The organism is Pseudomonas kermanshahensis, from assembly GCF_014269205.2.
GTDB lineage: Bacteria > Pseudomonadota > Gammaproteobacteria > Pseudomonadales > Pseudomonadaceae > Aquipseudomonas > Aquipseudomonas kermanshahensis.
The window spans coordinates 249942-265195 of the sequence record NZ_JABWRY020000002.1 but is presented as its reverse complement, the minus strand read 5'-3'; the positions used below and the strand labels follow the sequence as shown (position 1 = coordinate 265195).

Sequence of the window (15254 nt, the reverse complement as noted above, 5' to 3'; positions counted from 1 at the left end):
CCATTCGCAGCGCAAGGCTGCTCCTACAAAGGCAAGGATGTAGGAGCAGCCTTGTGCTGCGAATGGGGCGCAAAGCGCCCCCTCTGCATTACTCCGCCAGCGGCAGGGTCGCCTGCTGACGCAGGGTCGCCCCCAGGAAGTACGCCGGCGCCCGCATCCGCGACAGCAGCATCAGCCCGATGCCGAGCACCGAAATGATCGCGGCAATCACGAACACCAGCCCCAGCCCACCCACATGCGAGCCGCTGCCGAAGTCTGGCGAAGCGCTGTCGATCGCGGTACGCGCGAAGATCACCGACAAGATGACCCCACCGACCAGCGGGCACAGGCCGCGCATGACGAAGTGGCGCACGCTGTCGAACAGGCTGTCGCGGAAGTACCAGACGCAGGCAAACGCAGTCAGCGAATAGTAGAAGCAGATCATCATCCCCAGCGCGGTGATGGTGTCGGCCAGCACGTTCTCGCTCAGGGTACGCATGGTCACGTAGAACAGGCCGGCGGCTAGGCCGGCGCAGATGGTGGCGTAGCGCGGGGTTTGCGAACGCGGGCAAACGCTGGCGAACTTAGGCGGTACCGCACCGTAGTAACCCATGGCCAAGAGGGTGCGCGCCGGTGCCACGAAGGTCGACTGCAGCGACGCTGCGGTGCTGGCCAGTACGGCGATGGACATCAGGATCGCCAGCGGCCCCATCACCGGGCCGGCCAGGTGGGCAAAGACGTTCTCCTGGATGCGCGGGTTGTTCAGGCCTAGGCCCGTTTCGCTGATACCGGCAAACTGCAGGGTGGCGATGGCGGTGAACAGGTACAGGCCGAGGATCAACATCACGGTCCAAGTGGCGGCCTTGCCCGGCACCTCTTCGCTGCCCACCGATTCTTCGCTGACGGTCAGGCAGGTGTCCCAGCCCCAGAAGATGAAGATCGACAGTGAAAGCCCCGCGGCAAAGGCCGAAAACGACTCGACACCGAACGGGTTGAACCAGGCGAAATCGAATTCCAGCGGTGGCGGCGCAGTGGTGCCACCGAAGGCGGCGAAGGCAAAGCCGATCAGCACCAGCAACTGCAGGGCCACCAGGCCGTACTGCACCGTCATGGTGGTGGCTATGCCGCGACAGCAGATCCACACCGCCAGGGCGATGAACACGCAACAGGTACTGATGTTGATCAGCAGGTTATCCGCCAAGGCCGCCAGGACATGGTTGCCGGTGATCTGCCCCAGGAACAGGTAGAAGAAGTCGACCGCCACGCCTGCCAGGTTCGACAGCACGATGGTGGTGGCGACCACCAGCCCCCAGCCCCCGATCCAGCCGATCATCGGGCCAAAGGCGCGCGCCGACCAGGTGAACGAGGTGCCGCTGTCCGGCTCTGCCGAGTTCAACTCGCGATAGCCAAGGGCGACCAGCAGCATCGGCAGGAAGCCGACGATGAATACCGCAGGCAGGTGGGCACCGACCTCTCGCACGGTTGGGCCAAGCGCGCCGGTCAGGGTATAGACCGGGGCGATGGTGGAAATGCCCAGCACCACGCTGGCCAACAAGCCCAGGCGGCCTTTGGCCAAGCCCTTGCTGCGCTGGGTGTTGCCCGCGTCGGCCGCCACATCGGGTGGGCGGCCGGCTTCTGTGTAATCGCTCATGAGTATGTGCCGTAAATTTTGGAATTGTTTTCGCGGGCCTTGCGTACAAGGCCCGCTTTCACTCATTGAAAGCTTGCAACAGGGGGGCGTCATCCGAGACTTTCGGGTGACGTCAGAATGCTTTCTGGCGCGTACCCTCCCGTGCAGCATGGGCAATACAGGCCTCGCGGAACGCCTGGAAAAGGCGCCGGGAGACCGGGTTTTCGGCAAAACGCCATTCAGGGTGCCACTGCACGCCAAGCACGAAGCCCGGCGCATCTGGCATCGACACCGCTTCGATCAGGCCATCCGGGGCCCGCGCCTCGACCCGCAGCCCAGGGGCCAGGCGGTCGATGCCCTGGCTGTGCAACGAGTTGACCTCGAATTGCGCAGCCAGGCCTAGGCGCTCGAACAACCCGCCAGGCGCGATGCCAACGGGGTGACGAGGGCCGTATTGCACCTCCAGGGGTGCGTCCTCAGGTTCGCGGTGGTCAAGGTAGCCAGGCAGCTCCTGCACACGCTGGTGCAAGGTGCCGCCAAGGGCCACATTCAATTCCTGGAACCCACGGCAAATGCAAAACACCGGCACACCGGCGGCAATCGCCGCCTGCAGCAGCGGCAGGGTCAGGCGATCGCGCGCGCGATCATGCCGGGTACCCTCCACGCTGGGGGCGCCATTGTAATGATGCGGTTCGATATTTGAAGGCGAGCCAGTAAAAAGAATGCCGTCGAGCTGGGCCAGCAGCGCGGGGGTATCACTGCCCCCGTCGCGCGCCGGCAAAATCAGCGGCAGCCCGGCAAAGCCGGCCGCCTCGACATACTTGTCGCCCACCGTGTGCGACGAGTTCTTCCCCACCTGCTGGCGGCAGGCGCTGATACCGATCAAGGGGACCGCATTTGCGCTCATGGGCTTACACCGTGTGCAGGTACCAGTTGTACTCGAGGTCGGAGATCGACACTTCAAACTCGGCCAGCTCGCTTTCCTTGCAGGCGACGAAGATATCGATGTAATCCGGGCTGATGTATTGATTGAGCACTTCGCTGTCATCCAGCGCGCGCAGGGCATCGCGCAGGTTGTTCGGCAGGCTCTGTTCCAGTTGTTCGTACGAGTTGCCTTCAATCGGCTCACCCGGCTCGACCTTGCTGGTCAGGCCGTGGTGGATACCGGCAAGAATGGCCGCGAGCATCAGGTAAGGGTTGGCGTCAGCGCCGGCCACACGATGCTCGATGCGCACGTTCTCGCTGCTGTCGGTCGGCACGCGAACCGCGACGGTGCGGTTGTCCAGGCCCCAGCTCGGCGCGTTGGGCACATAGAACTGCGCGCCGAAACGGCGGTACGAGTTGATGTTCGGGCAGAGGAAAGCCATCGACGCCGGCATGGTTTCCAGCACGCCACCGATGGCGTGGCGCAGCGCGTCGCTTTCCAGCGGGTCACTGCTGGCGAAGATGTTCTTGCCGGTTTTCTTGTCCAGCAGCGAGATGTGCACGTGCAGCCCGTTGCCCGCCTGGCCCGGGTAGGGCTTGGCCATGAAGGTGGTGTCCATCTCATGGTCGTAGGCCACGTTCTTGATCAGGCGCTTGAGCAGGATGGCGTAGTCGCAGGCCTTCAGCGGGTCGGCAACGTGGTGCAGGTTGACCTCGAACTGCGCCGGGGCGCTTTCCTTGACGATGGCATCGGCAGGCAGGCCTTGCTCCTTGGCCGCTTCGAGCATGTCTTGCAGGCAGTCGGCGTATTCGTCGAGGTCGTCGATCAGGTACACCTGGGTTGACTGCGGGCGCTTGCCCGAAATAGGCGAGCGCGGCGGTTGCGGGCGGCCGTTGAGGTTGTCCTGGTCGATCAGGTAGAACTCGAGTTCAAACGCGGCGCAGATATCCAGGCCCAGGTCGTCGAACTTGCTCACCACCTGGCGCAGCACTTCGCGCGGGTCGGCGAAGAAAGGCTGGCCTTCGATCTCGTGCATGGTCATCAGCAGCTGGGCGGTCGGGCGTTTCTGCCACGGCTCGTTGCACAGCGTGCCGGGGATCGGGTAGCAGACGCGGTCGGCATCGCCAATGTCCAGGCCCAGGCCGGTGCTTTCAACGGTCGAACCGTTGATGTCGAGGGCAAACAGTGACGCCGGCAGGTTGATGCCTTTTTCGTACACCTTGTGCAGGCTGGCCCGCTCGATGCGCTTGCCGCGTACCACGCCATTCATGTCGGAGATCAGCAGATCGACATACTGCGTATCCGGATGGGCCTGGAGGAAGTCTTTCATCTCGCTGGAAGAACTGGCGCACGGGGTGACCGACGTCATGGTGTACATCCTTTGATTTGCTGCGGCGATGTGGGGATACGGCTGGCGCCTCACGGGCGACGATGGTTGCAGCTGTTGTTTTTTTCACTTTCCCATCGTGGGGATTGGTTGCCTGACCGGGCGCATTGATTCCCAGGGGCGGTTCCACTATAAAATGGCCTCAACGCAACAGACATTGGCATTTCGGCAAGCAGAGCGTGCATCAATGCAATATCAGATTACCCACGCCGACCTCTCCCTGGTCCTGGCCCTGGAACGTGGCCGCTCGTTGGCCAAGGCTGCCGAACTGCTCAAGGTGGACGTCTCGACGGTGTTCCGCTCGATCCGTCGCCTCGAGTCGGCACTGGGCACCGCGCTGTTCGTCAAAAGCCGTAAAGGCTACCTGCCCACCGACACCGCCCAGGCCCTGGCCGAGCAGGCCGAGCGCGCCGAACAGGCCCTGGAAGCCGCGCGCATCGCCATGACCAGCGGCGAACAGGTGGTCAGCGGTACGGTGCGGCTGACCTGCACCGAGGCGGTAATGCACAGCCTGCTGCTGCCGGCATTGGCCGACTTCATGACCAATTACCCGGCGTTGTCGCTGGAAATGGGCACCTCCAACACCTTCGCCAACCTCAGCCGGCGCGATGCCGACATCGCCCTGCGCCTGACCAATACGCCACCCGAACACCTGGTAGGCCGCTGCCTGGGCTCGACCTCCTACGTGATCTGCGGCCAGCCGCAGTGGCGCGAGCGGCTGACCGAGTCGGCCAGCGGCGTGCCGTGGATTGCTCCGGACGACTCGATGCAGGACCACCCGACCGTGGTCTGGCGCAACCAGCAATACCCTGGGTTGAGCCCACGCTACCAATGCAGCGGCATGTCGACCATTGCGCAACTGGTCAGCACCGGGCTAGGCGTGGCGGCGCTGCCCGACTACATGGTGCATGCCTTGCCTGGCGTCGATGCGCTGAGCGGCCCGCTGCCCGGTTGCGACACCCAACTGTGGCTGCTGACCCGGCCCGATTGCCGGGCGTTGCGCTCGGTGCAGACATTGTTCGAGGAATTGACCCCGCGGTTGCGCGACGCGATGTTGTGAGATACAAGAGGAGGGTGTCTGTTGCGGCCCTTTCGCGGCTAAACCCGCCCCCACAGGGGCTGGCCTGATCCGCGCGTGGCAAAACAGCGCTTCCCTATTGGCTGGTGAATTTTTATACTATTGAGTCCGCCTGCCCATATTGGGCTGCACGCCCACCGCAATTGCTACTGAGGAAGACCATGGCCCGCGTAACTGTTGAAGACTGCCTGGAACACGTGGATAACCGCTTTGAGCTGGTCATGCTCTCGACCAAGCGCGCCCGTCAGCTGGCGACCGGCGGCAAAGAGCCACGCGTCGCGTGGGAAAACGACAAGCCGACCGTTGTTGCCCTGCGTGAAATCGCCGAAGGCATCGTCACCAACGAGTTCATCGCTGCTGAAGAGATCGTCACCGAGGATCCGGTCTTCGCCGCGTTCGAGGACGAGTCCAACGAGGCTGTCTGATTGATGCCAGGTCGACGTCGCGCGGCACAAGGCCCTCTTCCTCTGCAAGAGGTGAACCCATGCCGGGTATAGAAGCCTTAGCCGAACGGCTGTCGACCTACCTGGGCCCCGAACAGGTCAACCTGGTTCGGCGCGCCTATTTCTACGCCGAGCAGGCCCACGACGGGCAGCGCCGCCGCAGCGGCGAGCCCTACGTGACCCACCCGCTGGCCGTGGCCAGCATCCTCGCCGACATGCACATGGACCATCAGAGCCTGATGGCCGCCATGCTGCACGATGTGATCGAAGACACCGGCATCGCCAAGGAAGCCCTCTGCCAGCAATTTGGCGAGACGGTTGCCGAACTGGTCGATGGGGTCAGCAAGCTGACCCAGATGAACTTCGAGACCAAGGCCGAGGCGCAGGCCGAGAACTTCCAGAAAATGGCCATGGCCATGGCGCGCGATATACGCGTGATCCTGGTCAAGCTGGCCGACCGCCTGCACAACATGCGCACGCTGGAAGTGCTGTCCGGTGAAAAACGCCGGCGCATTGCCAAGGAAACCCTCGAAATCTACGCCCCCATCGCCAACCGGCTGGGCATGCACACCGTGCGCGTCGAATTCGAAGACCTTGGCTTCAAGGCCATGCACCCAATGCGCTCGTCGCTGATTCACCGGGCGGTCAAGAGCGCCCGCGGCAACCGCAAAGAGATCGTCGCCAAAATCGAACAATCGCTGGCCAACTGCCTGGCTGCCGACGGCATCCAGGGCGAGGTCAGCGGCCGGCAGAAACACCTCTATGGCATCTACAAGAAGATGCGTGGCAAGCGCCGCGCCTTCAACGAGATCATGGACGTGTATGCCTTCCGCATCATCGTCGACAAGGTCGACACCTGCTACCGCGTGCTCGGCGCCGTGCACAACCTGTACAAGCCGCTGCCCGGTCGTTTCAAGGACTACATCGCGATCCCCAAGGCCAACGGCTACCAGTCGTTGCACACCACGCTGTTCGGCATGCACGGCGTGCCCATCGAAATCCAGATCCGCACACGCGAGATGGAAGAGATGGCCAACAACGGTATCGCCGCCCACTGGCTGTACAAGTCCAACGACGACGAGCAGCCAAAAGGCAGCCACGCGCGGGCCCGCCAGTGGGTCAAGGGCATCCTCGAACTGCAGCAGCGCGCGGGCAACTCGCTGGAATTCATCGAGAGCGTGAAGATCGACCTGTTCCCGGACGAGGTCTATGTCTTTACGCCCAAGGGCCGGATCATGGAGCTGCCGAAAGGCTCCACGGCCGTCGACTTCGCCTATGCGGTGCACACCGACGTGGGCAACAGTTGCATCGCCTGCCGCATCAACCGCCGCCTGGCGCCACTGTCTGAGCCCCTGCAAAGCGGTTCGACGGTAGAGATCGTCAGTGCGCCAGGCGCCCGGCCGAACCCGGCCTGGCTCAACTTCGTGGTCACCGGCAAGGCACGCACGCACATTCGCCACGCCCTCAAGCAACAGCGCCGCTCCGAGTCCATCAGCCTCGGCGAACGCCTGCTGAACAAGGTGCTGACCGGCTTCGACAGCAGCCTCGAAAAGATCCCGCAGGAACGCATTCAGGCGATTCTCGCCGAGTACCGCCTGGAGCTTATCGAAGACCTGCTCGAAGACATCGGCCTGGGCAACCGCATGGCCTATGTGGTGGCGCGGCGCCTGCTGTCGGCCGAAGGCGAACAGCTGCCAACGCCGGAAGGCCCGCTGGCCATTCGCGGCACCGAAGGCCTGGTGCTCAGCTACGCCAAATGCTGCACGCCGATCCCCGGTGACCCAATCGTCGGCCACCTATCGGCGGGCAAAGGCATGGTCGTGCACCTGGAGAACTGCCGCAACATCAGTGAAATTCGCCACAACCCAGAGAAGTGCGTGCAACTCTCCTGGGCCAAGGACATTGCTGGCGAATTCAATGTCGAGCTGCGTGTCGAGCTGGAGCACCAGCGCGGCCTGATCGCGCTGCTGGCCAGCAGCGTCAATGCCGCCGACGGCAACATCGAGAAGATCAGCATGGACGAACGCGACGGCCGTATCAGCGTGGTCCAACTGGTGGTCAGCGTGCACGACCGCGTGCACCTGGCACGAGTGATCAAGAAGCTGCGTACCTTGACCGGTGTGGTCCGCATCACCCGCATGCGTACGTAGTCCGCCAACCGCAAGGAGTCATCATGAGCAAGTCCGTCATCAACAGCGACAAGGCCCCTGCCGCCATCGGTACCTACTCCCAGGCAATCAAGGCTGGCAACACCGTGTACATGTCGGGCCAGATCCCACTGGACCCCAAGACCATGGAACTGGTCGAAGGCTTCGAGGCCCAGACCGTGCAGGTCTTCGAGAACCTCAAGGCTGTGGCTGAAGCCGCGGGTGGCTCGTTCAAGGACATCGTCAAGCTGAACATCTTCCTCACCGACCTGAGCCACTTCGCCAAGGTCAACGAAGTGATGGGCCGTTACTTCGAACAGCCTTACCCAGCCCGCGCCGCCATTGGCGTTGCCGCGCTGCCAAAAGGCTCCCAGGTCGAGATGGACGCGATCCTGGTCATCGAGTGATGCCCCTGGTGACGGGCGCCCTGCCCGTCACCTTCTCTCCCCAAGGTTACCCACCATGCGTCAAGCACTGCCCCTCGCGCTGGCAGCCCTGCTTCTGAGCGGTTGCGCCAGCCATAAACCCGAAGACTTCAACGGCACCTGGATCAACCAGGACGCCATCAAAGCCGCCGTCAAAAGTGGCAGCCTGCGTCAGGCACTGAACGAACACGGCCCTGTGTTCGAGTGGAAACTCGACGTGGCTCACCAACAGGCCAGCTTCAGCAATGGCTTCGAGGCGGCCGACGGCCAGTTGAGCGCCAACGAGAAGCAATGGCTGGCCAGCTTCCAGGACGGCCAGACCGAGCAGCTGGCGCTGGATGGCGACGAGCTGAAAACCACCGCGCAGTCCGGTACCGAACAAACCTTCGTGCGCGTCAAGCAACCCGGCAATGCACCGCTGGGTGGCAGCTTCGAGAAGGCGCTGTACCAGGCCTACCTGGGCGGTGAATGGAAAATCATCGACGGCCAGGGCAAAGGCACCGCCGTTCGCTTCAGCGACACCGGTAACGTCAGTGGCCTGCCTGGCCCGGACCGTTTTGCCCTGTGCCTGGCCGGCGATTGCGCGACCATGGGCGGCAGCAACGACAGCCTGTGGCTGGAGCGCAAACAGCGCGGTGCGCCGTTTATCATCAAGCGTGATGGCGACACGCTGGAGATTTTCCAGGCCGTTAACCGCGCGAAGCCGGATGAAATGCCGGTATTGGCGGCCGGTGCTCGGCAATGGGTGCTTGAGAAGGACTGAGGCCTGCCAGGATCTCTACCCGTCACACCGGCCCTTTCGCGGGTAAACCCGCGCCCACAGGTACCCCGCTGACATCCGAATCAGCGCTCACCCTGTGGGAGCGGGTTTACCCGCGAAGAGGCCGGTAGACTCACCCCTTACCCTGCAGAATCGCCGCATACCCTTCTTTGTAACTGGGGTACTCTGGCACCCAGCCCAACGCCCGCACACGGGCATTGCTGCAGCGCTTGCTGCCCGTACGGCGCACCCGCTGCTCATCCGACCACTCGGTAACGCCCAGGTACCCACGCAACCAGCCCACCACATCGGCCAGCGGCGCCGGGTCGTCATCGACACCTATATAGCAGTCATCCAGCGCCACGCCGTCGGCATCGGCCTGCAGCAGGTAAGCCAGCAAGCTTGCGGCGTCTTCGGCATGAATACGGTTGCCATACAGCGGCGGCTCTTCAGCCACACGGTAGCCCTGACGCACCTGGCTCAGTAGCCATTCACGGCCCGGCCCGTAGATGCCGGTCAAGCGCACCACGCTTGCCGGGATACCACTGGCCAGCGCCAAGCGCTCGGCGTCGAGCATGATCCGGCCAGAGTACCCTTCAGGCTCGGTGGCCGCCGTCTCGTCGACCCACTCGCCGTCTTTTTGCGCAAACACGCTGCTGCTGGACACAAACAGCAAGCGACGCGGGTGCTGACCACGTTCGGCAAGCCAGGCCAGCACATGGCGCAACCCGTCGACATAGGCCGACTGATACCCCGCCTCGTCGTGCTGGCTAGCCGCCACGCAATACACCAGGTAGTCCGGCGCTCGCTGTGGCCACGCTGGCGGGATGGTGGGTTCGGCCAGGTCGGCAGCCACTGGCACAACACCCGCTGGCAGGTGCTCGACCGCGCGGCGCAGGCCACTCACCTGCCAGCCGCGGGCCAGCAATTGCTGGGCCAGACGGCCGCCCACATCACCACAACCTACGACCATTACTGAAAGGTCTGACATCTCAAAACTCCCTAGACCAGTTGATCAAACCCGCCACGCTACACGATGAGTGGCTAGACCTTAGGTGAAAAAAGCAACAAGATTACTTTTGTTAACAAGAATTACTTGCAATAATGGCGCCCCTATCTGTTCTCGGCCTATCTCGAGGCCTTGGAGAACGTTCACTCTTTTTCTTCATCAGGTCCGGCCAGCATGACACGTACTCAACCCTCCGCTTCGCCAACCCCGTCGCGCGCCTGGCGTGCCATTGCCGCGCTGATGTTCAGCCTGGTGCTGGCCCCAGTGGCCATGGCCGATGAGCCAACTGCCAACGCCAGCACCCCGGCTGCCGCTGCCGCCCCGGCTAACACCGCCGCTGCCCCAGCCGCAGACGGCTCGGCACCTGTCGCCAACGCCCCGGCCGATGCGCCAGCCGCTGCAGACCCAAGCGTCGAAGCACTGGTCGAAGATACTACCCTGGGCATGGCGCACGACCTGTCCCCGTGGGGCATGTACAAGAACGCCGACATCGTGGTGAAGATCGTCATGATCGGCCTGGCCATTGCCTCGATCATCACGTGGACCATCTGGATTGCCAAAGGCTTCGAGCTGATGGGCGCCAAGCGTCGTCTGCGCGGCGAGATCGCCCAGCTGAAGAAGTCCGCCAGCCTCAAGGAAGCCAGCGACGTCTCGAACAAGGAAGGCACCCTGGCTCACACCTTGGTCCACGATGCGCTCGAAGAGATGCGCCTGTCGACCAATGCACGTGAAAAAGAGGGCATCAAAGAGCGCGTCGCCTTCCGCCTCGAGCGCCTGGTAGCCGCCAGCGGCCGCAACATGAGCAGCGGCACCGGCGTGCTCGCCACCATTGGTTCGACCGCACCCTTCGTCGGCCTGTTCGGCACCGTGTGGGGCATCATGAACAGCTTCATCGGCATCGCCAAGACCCAAACCACCAACCTGGCAGTGGTTGCCCCAGGCATCGCCGAAGCCCTGCTGGCAACCGCCTTGGGCCTGGTTGCAGCAATCCCGGCAGTGGTCATCTACAACGTCTTCGCCCGCTCCATTGCCGGCTACAAGGCTCAGGTGTCTGACGCTTCTGCCCAGGTGCTGCTGCTGGTCAGCCGTGACCTGGACCACCAAGGCAGCGAGCGCGCCGCCCCGCACATGGTGAAAGTGGGGTAAGCCATGGGCCTGCATCTCAACGAAGGTGGCGACGACCTCGCCGAAAACCACGAAATCAACGTTACGCCGTTTATCGACGTGATGCTGGTACTGCTGATCATCTTCATGGTGGCGGCGCCCCTGGCCACGGTCGACATCAAAGTCGACCTGCCGGCCTCGACCGCCAAACCAGCGCCGAGGCCCGAGAAACCGGTGTTCGTCAGCGTCAAGGCCGACCAGAAGCTGTATGTCGGCGACGATCAGGTATCTGCGCCCGACCAGCTTGGCCCGATGCTCGATGCCAAGACCAAGGGCGACAAGGAAACCACCATCTTCTTCCAGGCCGACAAGGGCGTGGATTACGGTGACCTGATGGAAGTGATGAACAACATGCGCGCGGCCGGCTATTTGAAGGTCGGTCTGGTAGGTCTCGAGACGGCAGCCAAGAAATGACGAAGACGCGGCACAACCTGGCGCGTTACAGCGGCAGCCTGGCACTTGTGCTGGGTGTCCATGCCGTCGCTGTGCTGCTCACGCTCAATTGGTCGGTGCCTCAGGCCATCGAGCTGCCGCCGGCAGCCATGATGGTCGAGCTGGCACCTTTGCCGGAGCCTGCGCCACCACCTCCTCCAAAAGCCGTCCCACAGCCGCCGGCACCGGTTGAAGAACTGCCGTTGCCCAAGCTGGTGGAAGCCCCTAAACCCAAGATCGCCATCGCCAAGCCGCCCAAGCCGAAGGCCAAGCCCCAGCCGCCCAAGCCCGAGAAAAAGCCTGAGCCGCCGAAGGAAGCGCCGCCGACCGAAAGCGTGGTAGACGCACCGCCAAGCAACACGCCGCCGCAGAAGTCCGCGGCACCGGCACCGAGCATTGCGTCCAACAGCAACGCCCTGCCTACCTGGCAGAGTGACCTGCTGCGCCACTTGGCCAAGTACAAGCGTTACCCGGAAGACGCGCGTCGTCGCGGCCTGCAGGGCATCAACCGCCTGCGCTTCGTGGTCGATGCCGAAGGCAAGGTGGTGTCGTACGCCATGGCCGGAGGTTCGGGCAGCGCGGCACTGGACCGGGCGACCCTGGAAATGATCCGTCGTGCCGGCACGGTACCCAAGCCGCCACCCGAGTTGTTGAACAACGGCACGATCGAAGTCGTGGCGCCGTTCGTCTACTCGCTGGACCGCCGCTGAGACTTTTGTTTCTGTCACAAATCGGCAAGTCTGATAACGTGCGTCTATCGATTGCAGCCGCTATGCTGGGCTCGCAACTTCATGGACGCACGTTATGACCCTCACAGAATTACGCTACATCGTCACACTCGCCCAGGAACAACATTTCGGCCACGCGGCCGAACGTTGCCACGTGAGCCAACCGACCCTGTCGGTCGGTGTGAAGAAGCTCGAGGACGAGCTTGGCGTGCTGATCTTCGAGCGCAGCAAGAGCGCAGTGCGCCTGACCCCGGTCGGTGAAAGCATCGTCGCCCAGGCGCAGAAGGTACTGGAACAGGCCCAAGGCATCCGCGAGCTGGCCCAGGCCGGCAAAAACCAGCTGACTGCCCCGCTCAAGGTCGGTGCCATCTATACCGTCGGCCCTTATCTGTTCCCGCACCTGATCCCGCAGCTGCACCGTGTGGCGCCGCAGATGCCGCTGTACATCGAAGAGAACTTCACCCATGTACTGCGCGAAAAACTGCGCAACGGCGAACTCGACGCAGTGATCATCGCCCTGCCGTTCAACGAAGCCGACGTGCTAACCCTGCCGCTGTACGATGAGCCATTCTGCGCCTTGATGCCTGCCGACCACCCATGGACGGCGAAAAAGACCATCGACACCGCCATGCTCAACGACAAGAGCCTGCTGCTGCTCGGTGAAGGCCACTGCTTCCGCGACCAGGTCCTGGAAGCCTGCCCGACATTGAACAAAGGCGGCGAAGGCTCCCGGCACACCACGGTGGAATCCAGCTCCCTGGAAACCATTCGGCACATGGTTGCCTCGGGCCTTGGCGTCTCGATCCTGCCGCTGTCGGCAGTGCACAGCCACCACTACGCGCCAGGCATCATCGAAGTGCGCCCGCTGACTGCGCCAGCACCGTTCCGCACCGTGGCCATCGCCTGGCGTGCCAGCTTCCCGCGGCCCAAGGCCATCGAGATCCTCGCTGACTCGATCCGCCTCTGCTCGGTCGCCAAACCTCCTGTGGAACAGCCGGCCTGAGTCATGAGTGAGCTGTCGAAGGTCCCGGTCACGGTGCTCAAAGGGGTGGGCGATGCCATGGCGGAAAAACTCGCCAAGGTGGGCCTGGAGAACCTGCAGGACATACTGTTCCACCTGCCCCTGCGCTACCAGGACCGCACCCGTGTGGTGCCCATTGGCGAGCTGCGCCCGGGGCAGGATGCCGTGATCGAAGGTGTAGTAAGCGGTGCGGACGTCACCATGGGCAAGCGCCGCAGCCTCGTGGTGCGCCTGGGTGACGGCAGCGGCGTATTGAGCCTGCGCTTCTATCACTTCAGCAATGCGCAAAAAGAAGGCCTGAAACGCGGCACGCACCTGCGTTGCTATGGCGAAGCCCGCCCCGGCGCCTCTGGCCTGGAGATCTACCACCCGGAGTACAGGGCGCTCAACGGCGATGAGCCACCGCCCCCGGTGGAACAGACCCTGACGCCGATCTACCCGTCCACCGAAGGGCTCACCCAGCAACGCCTGCGCCTGCTCTGCCAGCAGAGCCTTGGCATGCTTGGCCCGCGCAGCCTGCCAGACTGGCTGCCCGATGAGCTGGCCCGGGACTACCAATTGGCGCCGCTGGACGATGCCATCCGCTACCTGCACAACCCGCCGGCCGATGCCGACCTCGACGAACTTGCCGAAGGCCAGCATTGGGCTCAACACCGCCTGGCCTTCGAAGAGCTGCTGACCCACCAGCTGTCGCAGCAACGCCTGCGCGAGAGCCTGCGCAGCCTGCGTGCCCCCGTACTGCCCAAGGCCAGCCGGTTGCCCGCGCAGTACCTGGCCAACCTAGGCTTCAAGCCGACCGGCGCCCAGCAACGGGTGGCCAACGAAATTGCCTACGACCTGGCCCAGGCCGAGCCCATGATGCGCCTGGTACAGGGCGATGTCGGGGCCGGTAAAACGGTGGTCGCCGCACTGGCGGCACTGCAAGCGCTGGAGGCCGGTTACCAGGTGGCGTTGATGGCCCCCACCGAGATCCTCGCCGAACAGCACTTCATTACCTTCAAGCGCTGGCTCGAACCGCTGGGCATCGAGGTGGCATGGCTGGCCGGCAAGCTCAAGGGCAAGGCCCGGGCCAGCTCGCTGGAGCAAATCGCCAACGGCGCACCGATGGTGGTGGGCACCCATGCGCTGTTCCAAGAAGAGGTCAAATTCAAGCACCTGGCCCTGGCGATCATCGATGAACAACACCGGTTCGGTGTGCAGCAACGCCTGGCCCTGCGCAAAAAAGGCGTGGCCGGCGAGCTGTGCCCGCACCAGCTGATCATGACTGCGACGCCGATCCCTCGGACCTTGGCGATGAGCGCCTACGCCGACCTCGACACCTCGGTCCTCGACGAGCTGCCACCCGGGCGTACGCCGGTGAACACCGTGCTGGTGGCCGACAGCCGCCGTTTCGAAGTGGTCGAACGGGTACGCGCCGCCTGTGCCGAGGGGCGTCAGGCCTATTGGGTGTGCACCCTGATCGAAGAGTCCGAAGAACTGACCTGCCAAGCGGCCGAGAGCACCTATGAAGAGCTTGGCAGCGCCCTGGGCGAGCTACGCGTCGGCCTTATCCACGGGCGCATGAAGCCTGCGGAAAAGGCCGAGATCATGGCCCAGTTCAAGGCCGGTGAGCTGCAACTGCTGGTGGCAACCACGGTCATCGAGGTGGGCGTGGACGTGCCCAATGCCAGCCTGATGATCATCGAGAACCCCGAACGCCTGGGCCTGGCCCAACTGCACCAGCTGCGTGGCCGGGTTGGCCGGGGCAGCGCGGTGAGCCACTGCGTGTTGCTGTATCACCCGCCACTGTCGCAGATCGGCCGCGAACGCCTGGGGATCATGCGTGAAACCAACGATGGCTTCATCATCGCGGAAAAAGACCTGGAATTGCGCGGCCCCGGCGAGATGCTGGGAACACGCCAGACCGGCCTGCTACAGTTCAAGGTCGCTGACCTGATGCGTGATGCCGACCTGCTGCCAGCCGTACGTGATGCCGCCCAAGCGCTGATCGCGCGCTGGCCGGAGCATGTCAGCCCGTTGCTTGACCGCTGGCTGCGGCACGGCCAGCAATACGGCCAAGTGTGACGCCAGTCCCACAATGGATCCAGATTTGCGGCGGGACTGGTTATACTTCGCGTTTAAAAGAA

Annotated in this window: 14 protein-coding genes; 10 read left to right on the top strand and 4 right to left on the bottom strand. The window is 63.5% G+C overall.

What is annotated here, in order from left to right; all coding sequences use genetic code 11:
* Positions 1 to 88: 88 nt before the first annotated feature.
* The 3 genes from HU764_RS25665 to HU764_RS25655 all read right to left on the bottom strand — a co-directional run bounded on the left by HU764_RS25665 (position 89) and on the right by HU764_RS25655 (position 3864).
* Entirely contained in the window at positions 89 to 1630 is a 1542-nt protein-coding gene (locus HU764_RS25665) for an APC family permease (protein ID WP_186703069.1), read from the bottom strand.
* 112 nt (positions 1631 to 1742) lie between these two features.
* Positions 1743 to 2516 carry a gamma-glutamyl-gamma-aminobutyrate hydrolase family protein gene (locus HU764_RS25660; protein WP_099455723.1) on the bottom strand — a complete coding sequence of 258 codons (774 nt, stop codon included), beginning with the start codon at positions 2514 to 2516 and terminating at the stop codon, positions 1743 to 1745.
* A 4-nt stretch (positions 2517 to 2520) separates the two neighbouring features.
* On the bottom strand, positions 2521 to 3864 hold the full coding sequence (locus HU764_RS25655; protein ID WP_420876208.1) for a glutamine synthetase family protein: 1344 nt from the start codon (positions 3862 to 3864) through the stop codon (positions 2521 to 2523).
* A 244-nt stretch (positions 3865 to 4108) separates the two neighbouring features.
* Here HU764_RS25655 and HU764_RS25650 point away from each other — a divergent pair, with 244 nt between their 5' ends.
* The 5 genes from HU764_RS25650 to HU764_RS25630 all read left to right on the top strand — a co-directional run bounded on the left by HU764_RS25650 (position 4109) and on the right by HU764_RS25630 (position 8777).
* A complete protein-coding gene (locus tag HU764_RS25650) occupies positions 4109 to 4981 on the top strand; it encodes a LysR family transcriptional regulator (protein ID WP_186703067.1) in 873 nt (290 codons plus the stop codon).
* A 179-nt stretch (positions 4982 to 5160) separates the two neighbouring features.
* The gene (gene rpoZ, locus HU764_RS25645; RefSeq protein WP_012312123.1) at positions 5161 to 5424 is read left to right on the top strand and encodes a DNA-directed RNA polymerase subunit omega; all 264 of its coding nucleotides are present in this window, start codon (positions 5161 to 5163) and stop codon (positions 5422 to 5424) included.
* A 59-nt stretch (positions 5425 to 5483) separates the two neighbouring features.
* The gene (gene spoT, locus HU764_RS25640) at positions 5484 to 7592 is read left to right on the top strand and encodes a bifunctional GTP diphosphokinase/guanosine-3',5'-bis pyrophosphate 3'-pyrophosphohydrolase (protein WP_027592150.1); all 2109 of its coding nucleotides are present in this window, start codon (positions 5484 to 5486) and stop codon (positions 7590 to 7592) included.
* A gap of 23 nt (positions 7593 to 7615) precedes the next feature.
* Positions 7616 to 7996, top strand: coding sequence for a RidA family protein (locus HU764_RS25635; RefSeq protein WP_027592149.1), 381 nt, complete (start codon positions 7616 to 7618; stop codon positions 7994 to 7996).
* 55 nt (positions 7997 to 8051) lie between these two features.
* Entirely contained in the window at positions 8052 to 8777 is a 726-nt protein-coding gene (locus HU764_RS25630; protein ID WP_099430803.1) for a hypothetical protein, read from the top strand.
* A gap of 130 nt (positions 8778 to 8907) precedes the next feature.
* Here HU764_RS25630 and HU764_RS25625 read toward each other — a convergent pair whose 3' ends face one another.
* Positions 8908 to 9765, bottom strand: a complete 858-nt coding sequence (locus tag HU764_RS25625; RefSeq protein ID WP_099455724.1) for an SDR family oxidoreductase — start codon at positions 9763 to 9765, stop codon at positions 8908 to 8910.
* Positions 9766 to 9957: 192 nt separating this feature from the next.
* Here HU764_RS25625 and exbB point away from each other — a divergent pair, with 192 nt between their 5' ends.
* The 5 genes from exbB (at position 9958) to recG (ending at position 15192) form a co-directional block, all read left to right on the top strand.
* Complete coding sequence (gene exbB, locus HU764_RS25620) at positions 9958 to 10929, top strand: tonB-system energizer ExbB (RefSeq protein WP_027592146.1); 972 nt, start codon at positions 9958 to 9960, stop codon at positions 10927 to 10929.
* 3 nt (positions 10930 to 10932) lie between these two features.
* Complete coding sequence (gene exbD, locus HU764_RS25615; RefSeq protein WP_027592145.1) at positions 10933 to 11361, top strand: TonB system transport protein ExbD; 429 nt, start codon at positions 10933 to 10935, stop codon at positions 11359 to 11361.
* Positions 11358 to 12089, top strand: a complete 732-nt coding sequence (locus tag HU764_RS25610; protein ID WP_027592144.1) for an energy transducer TonB — start codon at positions 11358 to 11360, stop codon at positions 12087 to 12089. Before exbD ends, HU764_RS25610 begins: the two co-directional genes overlap by 4 nt.
* Positions 12090 to 12183: 94 nt before the next feature.
* Positions 12184 to 13110 carry a hydrogen peroxide-inducible genes activator gene (locus tag HU764_RS25605; protein ID WP_027592143.1) on the top strand — a complete coding sequence of 309 codons (927 nt, stop codon included), beginning with the start codon at positions 12184 to 12186 and terminating at the stop codon, positions 13108 to 13110.
* A gap of 3 nt (positions 13111 to 13113) precedes the next feature.
* Positions 13114 to 15192: an ATP-dependent DNA helicase RecG gene (gene recG, locus HU764_RS25600; RefSeq protein WP_186703066.1), complete on the top strand. Its 2079-nt coding sequence runs from the start codon at positions 13114 to 13116 to the stop codon at positions 15190 to 15192.
* Positions 15193 to 15254 lie beyond the last annotated feature (62 nt).